The following is a 15,847-nucleotide window of genomic DNA, read 5'->3' on the forward strand; positions in this document are numbered from 1 at the left end:
CTAGCGCTTCGCCTGGCGCCGGGCGCGCGCCAGGCGGGCAGCCTTGGGATCGATCTCGAGCGGGCGATACACTTCGATGCGATCGCCCGGCGAAAGCGTCTGGCGCTGCGGCTCGCGCAGCGTCTTGCCGAAGACGCCGAGCGGCGCCTCGTCGAACAGAGCCGGCGACACCTCGGGGAAGAGCAAGGGGAGCCCGGCAAGGGCAACGGCCTCGCGGGCGGTCGTCTCGCCCATGACCTCGACACTCACCACACGCTGGCAGGCAGGCGTGGCAAAGGCGACCTCGACGAGAAACGGGGCGTTTTCCGCACTACCGGCCATACAGCTCGTCCGCACGTTTGGTGAACGCATCCACCAACTGCCCCGCGATCTGCTGGAAAATCTTGCCGAAGGCCATGCTGAGCAGCCGATTGGCGAACTCGAACTCCATCTCCAGGCTGACCTTGCAGGCATCCTCGCCCATCGGGGTGAAAAGCCAGCGCCCCTTCAAGCGCTTGAAAGGCCCATTGACCAGCGAAAGCTCGATACGCTCCGGCGCCTCCAGCTCGTTGCGGGTGGTGATGGTCTGCTCGACACCGGCGCGGCCCAGGGTCATTTCGCCGACCAGATGCGTCTCGTCGCGCTCGATCAGCCGGGCACGGCGACAGCCGGGAAGGAACTCGGGGTAGCGTTCGAAGTCATTCACCAAATCGAACATCTGTTGAGGAGTGTGCCGCACCAGGGCGGTACGATTGACGGTTGGCATTGACCTCTCCGCTGACTTCACAGTGCCCACAGCGTATCATGGGACGCATATTTTCAGACCTTGAATGGTATCACGCCTACCCTCATGACGAAGGGGGCTACCGAAAGACTAGACGACGAGGTTCCATGGCCACGAAGAAAGGTAACAGCAAGGGCCCCAGCAGCAGCTCCATTGCCCAGAACAAGAAGGCGCGCTTCGAGTACCATATCGACGAGACCTTCGAGGCGGGCCTTGCGCTTGCCGGCTGGGAAGTGAAGAGCCTGCGCGCGGGCAATGCCCAGCTCACCGACACCTACATTCTGATACGCAACGGCGAGGCGTGGCTGCTGGGTAGCCACATCACGCCGCTCAACACGGCCAGCACCCACGAGATCGCCGACCCCACCCGCACTCGAAAGCTTCTGCTGCACCGCAAGGAGATCGCCAAGATCTTCTCCGTGACCCAGGACAAGGGCCACACCTGCGTGCCGCTGAAACTCTACTGGAAGCGCAACAAGGTGAAGTGCGAACTGGCGCTGGTGACCGGCAAGAAGCTTCACGACAAGCGGGCCACCGAGAAAGACCGCGACTGGAGTCGTCAAAAAGGCCGGATCATGCGGGAACATAACCGCGCCTAGCTGGTCAATTGAAGTCGAGCACGTTAGACTAGTGTTCTGACCTAGGGGGCGACATGGTTTCGACGCTGGTAACAAACCCTGAGGTGCATGCCGAGAGCGTGATGTATCTCGTAAATACCACATCACGAAAAATAGTCGCAAACGACGAAAACTACGCTCAAGGCGCGCTGGCAGCTTAAACCCTGCTAGCTTCTTGTCTGGCCCTGCGGTGATGTGCCTATTCATCGCGAAGGGGATATGAGCTAAAGCTGATAGGACCGCGGTTGGCGGTGTCTTCTCGTCAACCGTTAAACTTTAGAAGGCTCGCGCGGCCGGATCCTGATCGTCGGAGCCGGTAGCGTCAAAGCAAAAGACGAAATCTAAGCATGTAGAGCCGATGGGCAAGTGCTGGCGGACGCGGGTTCAATTCCCGCCGCCTCCACCAGACACCCCGCAAATCAAGCACCTTTGGGTGCTTTTTTTGTGCCTGTCGTTTGGCGGGCCGCTCTGTAGGCTGGGCTACACTGGAATGACCCACTGCTGGAGCCTGTCCATGGACAAGAAGATCATCGACGTGATTCGCCAGAACGAAGGCATTCCCGAGAGCGTGAGCGACGAGGCGATCGCCCGGGAGTACAAGGGCACCTATACCGCCGCCCGGGCCGCTATCAGCCTCGACCACACGCCGCTGGATCAGGTCATGGCGGATACGATGGCGAAGGTGCTGCCGTTCATGCGCAAGAACAAGAAGTAGCCATTGCAAGGCCCTGTGCTTTCCTCGTGCGGGGCTTTTTATTCATACTGTCACTTACTGCACACTGTCACCGCGGCCCGCTTGAGCCTGCCTTTTCCGATTCACTCTCCAAGGATGGCTTTGATGGCCGACGACGATCAACACCCCGACAACGAAACCCGGCTTCTCTACATCCAGGAGCGCCTCGACGAACAGGACACGCCCGCCCTCGCCGCGCTGTTCAACGCGCTCGAGACCGTCGAGACCACTCGAATCCTCGAGTCCTTCCCGCAGAAGACCCGCGATCTTCTGTGGCCGCTCATCCCGACGGAGGACATCGGCGAGGTGCTCGCCGGCGTCGACGAGGAGATCCGCGCCGACTACGTCGAGGATCTCTCGGCAAGCGACCTGGAAACCATCGTGCGTGGGCTCGACGCCCAGGACGTTGCGGAAGTGCTCGACGTCACCGACGACGAGACCAAGAGCAGCGTCTACGCCAGCCTCGACGACAACATCCGCGCCCAGGTGGAAAACCTGCACGCCTACGAGGAGGACGTGGTGGGCCGCTACATGGACCCGGAAACCGTCAACGTGAAGCAGGGCGTCTCCCTCGAGGCGGTGCAGCGCTACATCCGCATCCATCACCTGCTCGACGATCAGTCGCAGCAGATCATGATCACCGACAAGGAGAAGCGCCTGCTCGGCACGCTGACACTGATCGATCTGGTCAAGCAGCCCCAGGAAGCGCGAGTGGAAGAGTACATGGTCGACTCCTTCACCCTGAACGACCAGATGCGCGTCAACAACGCTGCCGTGCTGCTGCGCTCCAAGGAGCTGTCCTTCGTGCCGGTGTGCGATGCCGACGGCATCCTGGTCGGCCAGCTCAACGCCGCCGACGTGCTGGAGATCACCCAGGACAACGCGGACATGACGCTCAAGCACATGTCCGGGGTGAGCGACGAGGAGGAGGTCTTCACCCCCATCCTGCGCAGCGCCAAGAGCCGCGGCCTCTGGCTCGGGCTCAACCTGCTCACCGCCTTCCTGGCAGCGTTCGTGATCGGCCAGTTCGAGGCCGTGCTTGATCAGATCGTGGCCCTGGCCATCCTCATGCCAGTGGTCGCCAGCATGGGCGGCATCGCCGGTAGCCAGACGCTCACGGTAGTGATTCGCGGTCTGGCGCTGGGCCAGCTGGTCGGCGACAACACGCGCTGGCTCTACAACAAGGAACTCATGGTCGGCATGAGCAACGGCCTGGTATGGTCCCTGGTGGTCGGCGCGATCTCGTACGTATGGTTCGGCCAGGCCCTCATCACCCTGGTCATCACCCTGGCGATCTTCGTCAACATGAGTCTCGCCAACCTCTCCGGCGTCGTCATTCCGCTGATCCTCAAGCGCCTCAAGATCGACCCGGCGCTCTCCGGTGCGGTCATCCTCACCACCGTGACCGACGTGGTGGGCTTTCTGTCATTTCTGGGGCTGGCGACGCTGATTATCTTGTGACGGCCTCGCCATTGGCGTACTTGATCCAGGTCTTGCCTAGATGATTACGCAACTCGTGGCCTACGCGCTTGCCGTCGCGGGCCTCGAGAGCCGCGAGGATGGCTTCATGCTCCTCCATGGCACTCGCCCACTTGTCGTTCTTCTGGTTCGAAAGATAGCGAACGCGATAGAGCTGGCGACTCAAGTTGGCATGCATGTCGATCAGTGTGGCGTTACCCGAAAGCGCCACGATCCGGTTGTGGATATCCTGATTCAAGCGAAAGTAGTTCTGCCGGTCGCGACGTAGAAACGCCGCCTTCATTTCATAGTGGAGTGCCTGGAACTCGGCGATGTCCTCGTCGCTCGCCACGGCACAGGTCAACTCGGCGGCGGCCTGCTCGAGGACACTCAGCACATACGCCTTCTCTTTCATGTCCGCCGCACTCACCTCTGCCACGACCGCGCCGCGATTCGGGGAGATGACCACCAGCCCCTCGGCAGCGAGGATCTTGAGTGCTTCACGCAAGGGCGTTCGGGACACCTGGAGCTCCAGGGCCAGTGTACGTTCCGGCAAACGCTGGCCCGGCTGGAAATGGTCCATGACAATGTGCTCGCGCAGGTAATGGGCGACCTTCTCGACCAACCCCGCGTGGGCGTTTTGAACGGTTTCTTCCATAGCGTTATTCGCTTTTCATAGTGATGGAGCAGAATGGCATACCAAAAAAAACCTTTCAAACTCGTCATGCCAATTTGCATTTTTATAATAACTTATAACTAACAGTTACTTATATAACCATAAATACCATTGTCGACTAAAGTAGCAGGCTCAACCCGTTGACCCTATAAATGGTATACCACTACATTTCCACGGTCTGCATGCCTTGCCTTTACGGCATCGAAGTATGTCTGCATCCGTCGCTGTATCGCAGCATCGTTGGCCTTATCAGGAAATACCCTTCACCATGAATTATTTACAGCATTTCGAGCCGACCGCTATCGTGGAAGCCTGCGTGGCCGGTGCGGGAGACTTCGGCCGCGGCGTGCTGCGCCAGGCGCGTCAGATGAAACAGCTCTCGGCGCGTATCGCCATCGACATCAATCCGGAACGAGCGGCACAAGCCTTCCGGTATGCGGGCGTGGCGGATAGCGACATTATGGTATGCCATTCGGAAAGCGACGCTCAGCAAGCCTGGGACAAAGGCCTGTTCGTCGCGGCCTCCTCTTTCGATACCATCAAGGCACTGCCTTTCGACATTCTTGTCGAGTCCACCGGCATACCGGACGTTGGCGCCCAGTACGCAGAAAGCGCACTGCTGGCCGGCAAGCACGTGGGGATCGCCACCAAGGAGACCGAATCCGTCGTCGGCCCCTACCTGACCCGCCTGGCCATGGAGCAAGGGCGTCTTTTCACCCCTCTGGACGGCGATCAGCCGAGCCTGTTGGTCGGCCTTCTCACCTGGGCGGAGACCCTGGGCTTCGAAATCATCGCCGCCGGCAAGAGCAGCGAATACGACTTCATCTGGGACGAGTCGGCAGGGGTCGTGCGTTGCAACGACAGCGAGTACGACGCCCGGGACCTGGCCCCCTTGTGGGCCTTGGAAGACCAGGATGCCCGCGCCACAGTGAAGGCACGAGGGGAGGTGCTCGCCGCCATCCCCCAGATTTCGGTGCCGGATCTTTGCGAGATGGTCAACGTCGCCAATGCCACCGGTTTGCAGCCGGATCTGCCGGAATTTCATGCCTTGGTGCTGCGTACCATCGAAGTGCCCACCCTGCTGGACACCCAGGCCCACGGGGGAGTGCTCGAGGGCGGCCGCCGTCTGGAGGTCTTCAACTGCCTGCGCCGTCCGGACGAGCTGAGCTTTGCTGGCGGCGTGTTCGTTGTGGTGCGCTGTGAAGACCCCCACGTGTGGCAACTGCTGCGGGGCAAGGGTCACGTGATGAGCCGCAGCGGTGACAGCGCCATGATCTACCTGCCGCGTCACCTGCTTGGTCTGGAAGCGCCCATTTCACTGCTCGATGCGGTGCTCAATGGCCTAAGCTCCGGCGGCGGCGAGGCGACTACACCGAAATTTGACCTGACCGCCCGGGCCACCCTGGCCATCCCGGCGGGGCAGTTGCTCGAGATGAAAGGCCATCACCGTCATATCGACGGCCTGCGCCCGGAGATCCACCCCGCCCAGGCCCTGGCCAACGACGCGAGGGTGCCGTTCTACCTGCTGCCCGGTGCGAAGGTGCTGCGCGACATTGCCCCTGGTCAGCTCATCACCCTGGCGGACGTTGACCTGCCGGACAGCAAGCTCAAGGCGCTGCGCCTGGCCCAGGACGCTCTTTTCTCGATGTAACCCGCGAAAGCGATGCCGGGCAACGTCGTCGTTGTCCGGCAGCATAGCCGAAAGCAATAACAAACACTCTGGAGAACATAATGCCTGCTCACTACTTCAAGTACGCCACCCTCGGTCTGGCCCTGCTCGGCACCACCACCGGCGCCGTTGCCAGCGACGCCGACGATTTCCCCAGCAAGCCCATCCAGTTTCTGGTGGCCGCTGGCGCCGGCGGCGGTACCGACAACTTCGCCCGGGTGGTTCGCCCGATGTTTGAAGAGGCCATTGGCGGTGCCCGCATCACCGTGGTCAACCTGCCCGCCGCCTCTGGAGCGCTGGCCCACCAGCGTACCGCGAACGGTGAGCCCGACGGCCACACCCTGGACTTCGCCTCCACCACCCTCGTGACCTCTCTGGCGGCCGGTCAGAATCCGGTAGGCCTGGATCAGCTGACACCGGTGGCGCGCATGCAGTCTGACGTGATGGCACTGTTCGTCAATCCAGAGCGCTTCGAGGACTTCGACGCCTTCAAGACCTACGCCGAAGAGAACCCGGGCAAGGTCACCGTGGGCGGTACCCACACAGCGAGCCCGGACCACATGGCGTTTCTGTCGCTGGTGGATGCCTCGGGCCTGGACATGAACTTCATTCCCTACGACAGCACCGGCAACGCCACCGCCAACGTGCTCGGCGGCAACATCGACGCCACCACCACCTCCCTGAGTCCGCTTCTGAGCTACATCGATGCAGGCCAGATGGCGCCGATCCTGGTCTTCAGCGACGAGCGTCTCGAGGATTACCCGGACGTGCCCACCACCGTGGACAACGGTTGGGAACTCACCGACGGCAACGACCGGGCCATCTTCGTGCACGCGGATACGCCAGCTTTGATCGTTGCGCGCCTTGAAGACGCCTTCAAGACCGTCTTCGACTCCGAGGACTACCAGGCCTACGCCGAGCGGGTCAACCTCGACTACCGCGATGGCTGGATGGGCGGCGACGAGTACCGCCAGCGTCTGGAAAGCAACTATGAGCTGTACACGCGTCTGCTGGAAAACGACTGATCCCTCATCGGGCTCCTTTGACGCTTCGTTCAAAAGACCGGTCCCCAGGGCCGGTCTTCCGATATTCCCTCAGGACTTATCATGCACGCCAGGATCACTCTCTTTGCACTGGGGATCGTGTCGCTCGCGGGGGTCGCGCTCTACCCGACGCTGCAATTCCCAAGCTCCGCCCAGGTTTCCACCTTCATCGGCCCGCGCGTCTGGCCCTTGACGCTGATCGTCGTCTTGCTGGTGCTGGGTGTCGTGCTTCTGGCATTGACCTGGCGCGACCGCGCCCGTGCGCCCGTCAACGATGAACCCGACACCCAGCGCCCGGCGCTCGGGGCCGGGCGCTTTCGCCACTGGTGGTTCATCGCCGCCGCCGTGGGTTACACGCTCTTGATGCAGAGCGTGGGGTTTCTCGTGGCCAGTCTGGTCTTCACGCTGCTCGGCACCCTGCTGCTTGGCGCCCGCTCCTGGGTCACCATCCTGATCACCTTGATCGTTGCCGCGGCGCTGATGCAGGGCGTGTTCGTCACCCTGCTCGGCATCCCCATGCCTTGAGGCTGCCCCCTTACCTTCACTTTCCAGGGAGTCGAACATGCTAGAAAATTTCTTGGGCGGGTTGGCGGTGGTGATGCAGCCACTGAACCTGCTGCTCTTGACCTCTGCGGTCTTCATTGGCTTCATCGGTGGCGCCCTGCCCGGCATCAGCGGCGTGATCCTCGTGGTCATCCTGCTGCCCGTCACCTATGGCATGGAGCCCACCACCGCGTTCATGGTGCTGACCGCCATCTACGGGGCCACGGTCTTCTCGGGGTTGATCACGGCAATTCTCTACCGTGCCCCGGGCACCCCCGAGGCGGTGATGACCGCCTTCGACGGCTACCCGATGACCCAGCGCGGCGAAGCCGGAAAGGCCTTGGGCATCGGCGTGCTGAGCTCCGCCATCGGCGGGCTCGTCGGCACCATCGCACTGATCGTCTTCACCCCCATGCTCGCGACCATGGCGCTTCGGTTTTCCTCGCCGGAATATTTCGCCCTGGCGGTGCTGGGGCTGACCGTGGTGGCCTCATTGGGTGGGCGGCTCATCTTCGGCCTGATCGGCGCTGCCCTCGGGCTCTTCATCGCCACCATCGGGATCGACCCGCTGACCGGCACCAGCCGCTATACCTTCGGCAACCTCAATCTGGCCGAGGGCGTTGGCCTGATTCCGGTCATCGTGGGGCTGTTCGCCGTGTCCGAGGTGATGAAGCGCACCCTGGACCATGAAAGCCACCAGCCGTTGACCAAGGTGAAGGTCAAGATCTTCGATCTGCCCATCCTGCGCCAGATCGGCAATACCCTTACTCGCTCCTCGATCATCGGGGTGATCATCGGCATCCTGCCCGGTATCGGCGCGAGCACCGCGGCCATGGTCAGCTACAGCGAAACGGTGCGCTGGTCCAAGCATCCGGAAAAATTCGGCAAGGGGGCGCCTGAAGGCATCGCCGCGCCGGAATCCGCCAACAACGCCGCGGCCATGGGGGCCTTGGTGCCGTTGTTCGCCCTCGGTATTCCGGGAAGCGGTACCACCGCGGTCATCCTGGGAGCCTTCATCATGCACGGCCTGCAGCCGGGGCCGATGTTCATGCTTACCAGCAGCGACCTGATCTACGCGGTCTTTGCGGGGCTGTTCATCGTCAATTTCATGATCCTGCTCTTTTCCAAGCCGTTCATCGTGCTGTTCACCAAGCTCTTGAACGTGCCCTACTCGGCGCTGGGTCCCATCATCATCATGTGCTGTGTGGTGGGTACCTACTCGGTGCGCAACTCCATGTTCGATGTCTGGCTAATGCTCGGCTTCGGGGTGCTGGGCTATCTGCTCGAGAAGATCAACTTCCCCATGGTGTCGATCATCCTTGGCCTTGTGCTCGGCCCTATCGCCGAAAGCGAGCTGCGCCGGTCGCTGTCCATGTCCCAGGGCAGTTTCGAGATCTTCCTGACTCGCCCGATCAGTGCCACGCTGCTGGCAGTGGCGCTCTTGCTGCTCGCTGTCACCTTGTTCATGCCGCTGGTCAAGCGCGCGCGCCGTCGCGCCGCCACCGGCCCGTCCTTTGGAGAATGACATGACGCTCGTACTGGGTGCCATCGCCGACGATTTCACCGGCGCGACCGATCTTGCCAACAATCTGGTGCGCGGCGGCATGCGCTGCGTCCAGGTGATCGGCGTGCCCGACACCCCGGCAGATCTGAGCGACGTGGACGCGGTGGTGGTGGCGCTGAAGTCCCGTTCCTGTCCCGCGGATGACGCCGTTCGCGACTCCCTCGCTGCCCTGGCGTGGTTACAGGAGCAGGGGGCTCGTCAGATATTTTTCAAGTACTGCTCCACCTTCGACTCCACCGAGCGGGGCAACATCGGCCCGGTGGCGGACGCCTTGCTCGAACGCCTGGGCGCCCGCCACACCGTGATGGTGCCTGCCTTTCCGATCAACGGGCGCACGGTCTACCAGGGGCACCTGTTCGTCGGCGACCGGCTCTTGAACGATAGCGGCATGCAGCACCACCCGCTCACGCCCATGACCGATGCGGACCTGATACGCGTGCTCTCGCACCAGACCCCGCACCGGGTGGGACTGGTCGACCGGGCCACGCTCGGGCGCGGCGCCGATGCCGCCCGCCAGCGTCTGGCCGAGCTCGCGGATCAGGGCGTGCGCCACGTCATCTGCGATAGCGTGGACGATACCGATCTCGAGGTTCTCGCCGAGGCCAGCGTCGATCTCGCGCTGGTGACCGGCGGCTCCGGGCTCGGCCAGGCCCTGCCCGCCCAATACCGCGCCAAGGGTTGGCTCGACGAAATCGCTACCCCCGGGCGCCTGTCGCCCGCCTGCGGCGCGGCACTGGTGCTATCGGGCAGTTGCTCCCGGGCGACCCTTGCCCAGGTGGACGACTTCCTAGGCCGTCATCCCGGCGCCGGCTTCGCTCTGGACCCGAACGCCCTGGCACTGGGCGACGAGCAGTGGGAGCAGGCGCTGGCCTTCGCCCTGGATCGTATCGAGCAAGACGCACCGGTGCTGATCTACGCCTCCGCCGACCCGACGAAGGTCCAGGCCGCTCAGCAAAGGCTTGGCGTCGAGCGGGCTGGAGAACTGGTGGAGTGCGCCCTGAGTCAACTGGCGGTAACGCTGGTCAATGAAGGCGTGGGACGACTGCTGGTGGCCGGCGGCGAAACCTCCGGGGCGGTGGTCTCGGCCCTCAGGATCTCGGCGCTGCGCATCGGCGAGCAGATCGACCCGGGGGTGCCCTGGACTCAGGCCACGCTCAAGGGCCACACCGCTCCGCTTTCCTTGGCGCTGAAATCGGGTAATTTCGGCGGCGTCGACTTCTTCACCCGCGCCTTCGAGGTATTGTCATGAGCATTCACGAGCAGAACCGCCAGCGCGAGCAGATCAGCCTTCTCGGCAAGTCGCTGTTCGACCGGGGCCTGACCATGGGCTCGAGCGGCAACATCAGCGTACGCCTGGAGGACGGCGGCTGGCTGATGACGCCGACCAACGCGTGCCTGGGTCGACTGGACCCGGCGCGCATCTCGCATCTCGACCCGCACGGTCGCCTGGTGAGTGGCGATGCCCCCACCAAGGAGCATTTCCTGCACACGGCGATGTACGACGAGCGTCCTCAGTCCGGCGCCATCGTCCACCTGCACTCCACCCACTCCGTCGCGGTCTCCTGCCTGCCGGGCATCGACCCCTGCGACTGCATTCCACCGATCACCGCCTACTACGCGATGCGGGTGGGCAAGCTGCCCCTGGTGCCCTACCACATTCCCGGCGACAAGGCGCTGGGAGACGCGGTACGTGGGCTTGCGGGAAAGCACAGCGCCGTGCTGCTGGCCAACCACGGCCCGGTGGTGGCGGGCAAGAACCTGGAGGCCGCCGTCTACGCCACCGAGGAGCTCGAGGAGACCGCCAAGCTCTTCTTGCTGCTGCGCGGCGAAAGCCCGCGCACCCTGACCCCGGAGCAGGTCGCCGAACTCGAGGCCAGGTTCCCGCGCGACTGAACCTGCATGGCTACATTCGTGCCTGGCTACCGTTCACCGAAACCGCCAGCGCTTCAAGCGTTTCACGCCAGACGCCGCCTCTCTCGCCCACCAGCCGCGCCCAAGCGCGGCTTTTCACGTCCATGGCAAGTCGGTGAACTCGACCGCCACGCCCCTGTGCACCTTTAGGCAATTGACGAAACGAGGCGGGCGTCCCATCTTTGGTCGATGCAGGCCCCCCTTGAGGCCAGCGCTGCCAGCGAGGTGCTCGCTGTGGTCGCACGGGTGTCGTCAATGCGCCGGGGCGCTTAGGTGGCGACGCCGCGCAGCCGAGGGTATATGCTAGCGCGATTCATGATGGCCGCTTACTGCGCTGAACAGTGCCTTTGGAGAGAAGATGACGAGCCTTTCAGCGGTGAACAACACGCTCTATGACACCTTGACAGCGAAGCTGCCGCCCATGCTGGCAAAATCCCTTGCCCGCGCGCCCAGCCTGCCATCGCTGCCCGCCGTAGCGCTCGAGGTGCTCGAGGTCGCGCGCTCGCCGGATGCTTCGCTCCAGGACTACGCCAGCGTCATCGAACACGATCCCGCGCTCACCGCGCGACTGATCGGCGCCGCCAACAGCGCCCACCATCTCAACGCGGCGGGCTCGGCTTGCACCGGGCTCGAGGCGACCCAACGGCTGGGAACGGACGCGACGATCGCGACCGTATTGAGCTTCACGCTGCTCAAGGACATCGAGGCCAACGAAACGGCGGTGCCTATCTGGCAGCGCGCGATCGCCGCGGCGGCGATCGCGAGCCAACTGGCCCAGAAACTCTGCCCGGATCGGCTGGGCTACGTGTTCACCGTCGCCCTGCTGCAGGACATCGGCGTGCTGGCGCTGCAGATGACGTTCCCGGCCCAGGCGCAAGCACTCTACGAACGACACGATCAATCCCACATGCAGCTGGCCCAGAACGAGCGCCATCATTTCGGCTGCGACCATACGCTGGTGGGTGCCTGGATCGCCGCCCGGTGGGGGCTGCCCGAAAGCCTCGTGCACGCCATCAACGAGAGCCACGATAGCGTCTTCACCGACGACAATGTCGCCGTGTGCGTACGGCTTTCCGGTCCACTGGCGGATGCCTGGCTTTCGGCGAATCCGGCGCGCGCGTTCTCGACGCTGCTCTACGAGCTTTCCGTCTCCAATACCGAGCACGTGGTCATCCTCGAGGCGCTCTTCTACGCCATGCATCGTCAGATCGCGCTGTTGAGCGATCTGCTCAAGCTGGCGATTCCGCTTCCTCTGGACAGCGTCGAGGTGCTCACCGAAGCCAAGCAGCTGCTGTATCAGCACGCGCTCGTTCTTGGCGCTCGTCTGCAGGCCCAGCAGGAAACGCTCGAAGCGCTCGAAAGCCGCCACGGCCAGTTGCTCGAGCGCAGCCGCATCGACCCTTTGACCGGGCTTGCCAACCGCGCCTGGCTCGAAGAGCAGCTTCACGAGCACTTCGCGCGCTGTCGCCTCGAAAAACGCGCCATGACGGTCGTCTTCATCGATTTGGATCACTTCAAGGCGCTCAACGACGAACACGGCCACGGCACCGGCGACGAGGTACTGCAGTGCTTCGGCCAGGCGCTCTCCTCGCTGGTACGAGCCACCGACGTGGCGGGCCGCTACGGCGGCGAGGAGTTCTTGATCATCCTGCCCGACGAGACCGCAGAAAGCGCCCGCCAGCTCGCCCAGCGCATCATGACGCTGCTTGACCGCGAGCCCATGGCCCGGAGCGAGTTCGGCCCGCTCTACATCTCGGTGTCGATCGGCATCGCCTGCCTGGAAGACGGCATGTTCGCAAGCGAACACGAGCTGATCGCCGCCGCCGACCAGAGCATGTATCACATCAAGCGCTCGGGCCGCAGCGGCGTGGCGGTCTACGGCCATTAACCCGTCATTGCCCGGGGGAGATACAGGGCGATGGCCGGGAACAGGTGCAGCAGCGCGATCGAAAGCAGCATCAGCAGGAAAAACGGCAGCGTCGCCTTGGTGATCGTCAGGATGTCCTTGCCGGTCAGGCTCTGGATGACGAACAGGTTGAAGCCGACCGGCGGGGTGATCTGCGACATTTCCACCACGATGACCAGGTAAATGCCGAACCAGATCAGATCGAACCCCGCTGCGCTGACGACCGGCATGATGATCGCCGTGACCAGCAGAATCAGCGAAATGCCATCCAGAAAACAGCCCATGACCAGCAGCAGCAGCGTCAACGCGACCAGCAGCATGGTCGGGGAAAGCCCCATTTCGCTAATCGTCTGGGCCAGGCGCATGGGTACCTGAGTGAAGCCCATGGCGGAGGTCAGAAACGATGCTCCGGCGATGATGAAGGCGATCATGCAGGCGGTGCGGATCGCGGCGAACAGTGAACTCGTGAAGATCGCCCGATCGAAGTGGCCGTTGAAGCGCGCGATGATCATCGACAGCACCACCCCGATGGCCGCCGCTTCGGTGGGCGAGGCAAGCCCGCCGTAGATCGAGGTGATGATGCCACCGATCAGCAGCAGAATCGGCAAGAGCGATAGCGTCCTGCGCAGCTTCTCGCCCAGGCTCATCGAGGCCTCGTCGCTCCCGGTCAATCCCGCGCGCTCGCCCTTCACCAGCGCCCAGACGATCAGGTAGCCCATGAACAGCGCCAGGATCATGAGTCCCGGGCCGACCCCGGCCATGAACAGCCGCGAGATCGACTGCTCGGTGACTACGCCGTAGACGATCAGCACGATCGACGGCGGAATCAGAAGCCCCAAAGTAGAGGCGCTGGCGAGCGTGCCGATCGCGAGGCTGCTGTCGTAGCCACGACGCTCGAGCTCGGGCAGCGTCATCTTGCCCACGGTGGCGCAGGTGGCGGCCGACGAGCCGCACACCGCGGCGAACAGACCGCTGCCGATGATGTTGGTGTGCAAAAGGCGCCCCGGCAGGCGATTGAGCCACGGCGAGAGCCCGCGGAACATGTTGTCCGCAAGCCCCGAGCGAAACAGGATCTCACCCATCCAGATGAACATGGGAAGCGCGGTGAGATCCCAGCCGTAGCTGGCGCCCCAGAAGTCCGAGGCGAGCACGGTGCCCGGCGCGAAGGGGCTGAAGAATTCGAGCGCGACCCAGGCCGTGCCCATCAATGCAAAGGCCACCCAGACGCCGCTGCCCAGCAGCGCGAACAGGGTGACGATGGTGACCAGACTCAGTAGTAGCACGAAGGCTTCTCCAGGGGTTTATCGTTCGATGCTGGCTTGGCGGCCGGCGAATCAATGCATCTCGCTATCGTCGGTGGCGGTGGCTTCGCGAAAACTCGACGGGTCGCGCACGGCGATCCTGAGTGCGATCACCAGCGCCTCGATCAGCGCCAGGCACAGAAGCGCCACGCCGGTGACCAGCACGGCCTGCGGAATCCACAGCGGAAGCTTCAGAAAGCCCGATGAAACGTCGTTGTACTGGAGGCTCTCCCGGGCCAGCTCGATCAGGCCGTACCCGAGCACCAGGCTGATGGCGAGCGCCACGAGCAGCGCGGCGACCTCGAACCACACCCGCACCCGCGAAGGCAGCTTGGCGATCAGCAGCGTTACGCGAATGTGCGCATGGTGGGTGAAGGTATAGGCCAGGCCCAGAAAGGTCGCCCCGACCAGTAGATACGCGGCCATTTCGGAGACCCCGGTGATGCTGATGCCGAGCCGGGCCTGGCCCACCAGCACCAGCAGCGCATCGATCAGGCGAAACGAGACCTGTAGCGTGATCAGCGCACAGATCGCGATCATGCAGGCAGCCGCCCCCCACGCGCCCAGGCGATAGAGCTTGTCGAGCTTGAATAACATGGTGTCTACCTCGGATGGAGCGCCAGCGGGGAGAGGCCGACGCCTCTCCCCGACAGGTCATTCGCCGATCTGGGCGCGATAGCTTTCGAGTGCCTGCTCGGCTTCCTCGTCGGCACGCTCGAGCCAATCCTGATACAGCTCGTCGCCGGCCGCCTGCAGCGCTGCCGCCACCTCGGCGTTGGGCTCGGAGACGCTGACGCCGTTCTCCTCGAGTGCGGCCAGACTCGCCTGGTTATCTTCACGACTCATCTGCCAGCCCCGCTCCTCGGCACGCGCAGCGGCGTCCATGAGCACCTGCTGGGTGGTTTCATCCAGCCGGTCGAAGCTGCGTTGGCTGATGAACACGATGTTCTTGGGCAGCCACAGGTTGGCGTCGGTGTAGTCCGAGACGTAGTCCCAGGCACTCATCGCGTTGCCGGTGGAACTCGAGGTGATCATCGCATCGACACGGCCGGTGCTGAAGGCCGTCGGGATGTCCGACTCCTCGGTCTCGGTGGGGCTGCCGCCCAGGTTGTTGACGAAGCGCTGGGTGTTGATGTTCGGCGCGCGCACCCGGAGCCCCTCGAACTGAGCCGGATCGGTCAGCGCCTGGGCGGTGTAGATGCCCTGGGCGGGCCAGGCCACCGCGTAGAGCGGTATCAGCCCCTCGTAGGCAAAGAGCTCGGTGATCATCGGCTTGGTCGCCTGCCAGAGCGCGAAGGCGTCGTCGTAGCTGCCCGCCACGCCCGGCAGCGTGTCCACCTCGAAGATCGGGTCGTCGTTGGAGAGCACCGACATGAACACCTCGCCGGCGTCGATGGTGCCACGGCGCACGGAGGGCTTGATCTCGCCGTGAGATACCAGGGAGCCTCCGCTGTGCACGGTGATGGTCAACTCACCGTCGGTGGCATCGCGAACGTCCTCGGCGAACTGCTTGGTATTCTGGGTGTGGAAGCTAGCATCGCCGTAGGGTGTGGCCATGGTCCACTCGGCGGCCTGGGCACCGGTGGCCATGGCGCAGGCCAGCGCCACTACTAGGGGTTTCATCGATCGCATGGGGTGGTTCCTCGCTCTCTTTATAGTCGAT

Annotated in this window: 16 protein-coding genes and 1 other RNA gene; 11 read left to right on the top strand and 6 right to left on the bottom strand. The window is 63.4% G+C overall.

Annotated elements, in window-relative coordinates; all coding sequences use genetic code 11:
- Entirely contained in the window at positions 1-321 is a 321-nt protein-coding gene (locus GEV37_RS08525; protein ID WP_227389820.1) for an RnfH family protein, read from the bottom strand.
- Entirely contained in the window at positions 311-745 is a 435-nt protein-coding gene (locus GEV37_RS08530) for a type II toxin-antitoxin system RatA family toxin (RefSeq protein ID WP_227389821.1), read from the bottom strand. Before GEV37_RS08530 ends, GEV37_RS08525 begins: the two co-directional genes overlap by 11 nt.
- Before the next feature lie 125 nt (positions 746-870).
- Between GEV37_RS08530 and smpB the strand changes: the two genes are divergently transcribed.
- From smpB to mgtE, 4 genes are all read left to right on the top strand, one after another.
- Positions 871-1,362, top strand: a complete 492-nt coding sequence (gene smpB / locus GEV37_RS08535) for an SsrA-binding protein SmpB (protein ID WP_227389822.1) — start codon at positions 871-873, stop codon at positions 1,360-1,362.
- Between the two features lie 44 nt (positions 1,363-1,406).
- Positions 1,407-1,786, top strand: a transfer-messenger RNA (tmRNA) gene (gene ssrA, locus GEV37_RS08540).
- Positions 1,787-1,894: 108 nt separating this feature from the next.
- Positions 1,895-2,095, top strand: a complete 201-nt coding sequence (locus GEV37_RS08545) for a hypothetical protein (RefSeq protein WP_227389823.1) — start codon at positions 1,895-1,897, stop codon at positions 2,093-2,095.
- A gap of 123 nt (positions 2,096-2,218) precedes the next feature.
- Positions 2,219-3,574: a magnesium transporter gene (mgtE, locus tag GEV37_RS08550; RefSeq protein WP_227389824.1), complete on the top strand. Its 1,356-nt coding sequence runs from the start codon at positions 2,219-2,221 to the stop codon at positions 3,572-3,574.
- Here mgtE and GEV37_RS08555 read toward each other — a convergent pair.
- Entirely contained in the window at positions 3,564-4,229 is a 666-nt protein-coding gene (locus GEV37_RS08555) for a GntR family transcriptional regulator (protein WP_227389825.1), read from the bottom strand. The genes mgtE and GEV37_RS08555 overlap by 11 nt on opposite strands.
- A gap of 286 nt (positions 4,230-4,515) precedes the next feature.
- Here GEV37_RS08555 and GEV37_RS08560 point away from each other — a divergent pair, with 286 nt between their 5' ends.
- From GEV37_RS08560 to GEV37_RS08590, 7 genes are all read left to right on the top strand, one after another.
- Positions 4,516-5,898 carry a flagellar biosynthesis protein FlgA gene (locus GEV37_RS08560; RefSeq protein WP_227389826.1) on the top strand — a complete coding sequence of 461 codons (1,383 nt, stop codon included), beginning with the start codon at positions 4,516-4,518 and terminating at the stop codon, positions 5,896-5,898.
- A gap of 80 nt (positions 5,899-5,978) precedes the next feature.
- Positions 5,979-6,941 carry a Bug family tripartite tricarboxylate transporter substrate binding protein gene (locus GEV37_RS08565; RefSeq protein ID WP_227389827.1) on the top strand — a complete coding sequence of 321 codons (963 nt, stop codon included), beginning with the start codon at positions 5,979-5,981 and terminating at the stop codon, positions 6,939-6,941.
- 81 nt (positions 6,942-7,022) lie between these two features.
- A complete protein-coding gene (locus tag GEV37_RS08570) occupies positions 7,023-7,484 on the top strand; it encodes a tripartite tricarboxylate transporter TctB family protein (protein ID WP_227389828.1) in 462 nt (153 codons plus the stop codon).
- Positions 7,485-7,521: 37 nt separating this feature from the next.
- Positions 7,522-9,027 carry a tripartite tricarboxylate transporter permease gene (locus GEV37_RS08575; RefSeq protein ID WP_227389829.1) on the top strand — a complete coding sequence of 502 codons (1,506 nt, stop codon included), beginning with the start codon at positions 7,522-7,524 and terminating at the stop codon, positions 9,025-9,027.
- 1 nt (position 9,028) lies between these two features.
- Positions 9,029-10,315: a 3-oxo-tetronate kinase gene (gene otnK / locus GEV37_RS08580; RefSeq protein ID WP_227389830.1), complete on the top strand. Its 1,287-nt coding sequence runs from the start codon at positions 9,029-9,031 to the stop codon at positions 10,313-10,315.
- Positions 10,312-10,959, top strand: coding sequence for a 3-oxo-tetronate 4-phosphate decarboxylase (otnC, locus tag GEV37_RS08585; RefSeq protein WP_227389831.1), 648 nt, complete (start codon positions 10,312-10,314; stop codon positions 10,957-10,959). Before otnK ends, otnC begins: the two co-directional genes overlap by 4 nt.
- Positions 10,960-11,335: 376 nt before the next feature.
- Positions 11,336-12,865, top strand: coding sequence for a sensor domain-containing diguanylate cyclase (locus GEV37_RS08590; protein WP_227389832.1), 1,530 nt, complete (start codon positions 11,336-11,338; stop codon positions 12,863-12,865).
- Here the strand turns inward: GEV37_RS08590 and GEV37_RS08595 are convergent.
- Genes GEV37_RS08595 through GEV37_RS08605 form a run of 3 tightly spaced genes read right to left on the bottom strand, consistent with a single transcriptional unit; the run spans position 12,862 to position 15,807 of the window.
- Entirely contained in the window at positions 12,862-14,166 is a 1,305-nt protein-coding gene (locus tag GEV37_RS08595) for a TRAP transporter large permease (protein ID WP_227389833.1), read from the bottom strand. The two genes, GEV37_RS08590 and GEV37_RS08595, sit on opposite strands and share 4 nt — an antisense overlap.
- 51 nt (positions 14,167-14,217) lie before the next feature.
- A complete protein-coding gene (locus GEV37_RS08600) occupies positions 14,218-14,781 on the bottom strand; it encodes a TRAP transporter small permease (RefSeq protein ID WP_227389834.1) in 564 nt (187 codons plus the stop codon).
- 57 nt (positions 14,782-14,838) lie between these two features.
- The gene (locus tag GEV37_RS08605) at positions 14,839-15,807 is read right to left on the bottom strand and encodes a TRAP transporter substrate-binding protein (protein ID WP_386111441.1); all 969 of its coding nucleotides are present in this window, start codon (positions 15,805-15,807) and stop codon (positions 14,839-14,841) included.
- Between the last annotated feature and the right edge of the window lie 40 nt (positions 15,808-15,847).

The organism is Vreelandella malpeensis, assembly GCF_020622355.1.
GTDB classification, from domain to species: Bacteria; Pseudomonadota; Gammaproteobacteria; order Pseudomonadales; family Halomonadaceae; genus Vreelandella; species Vreelandella malpeensis.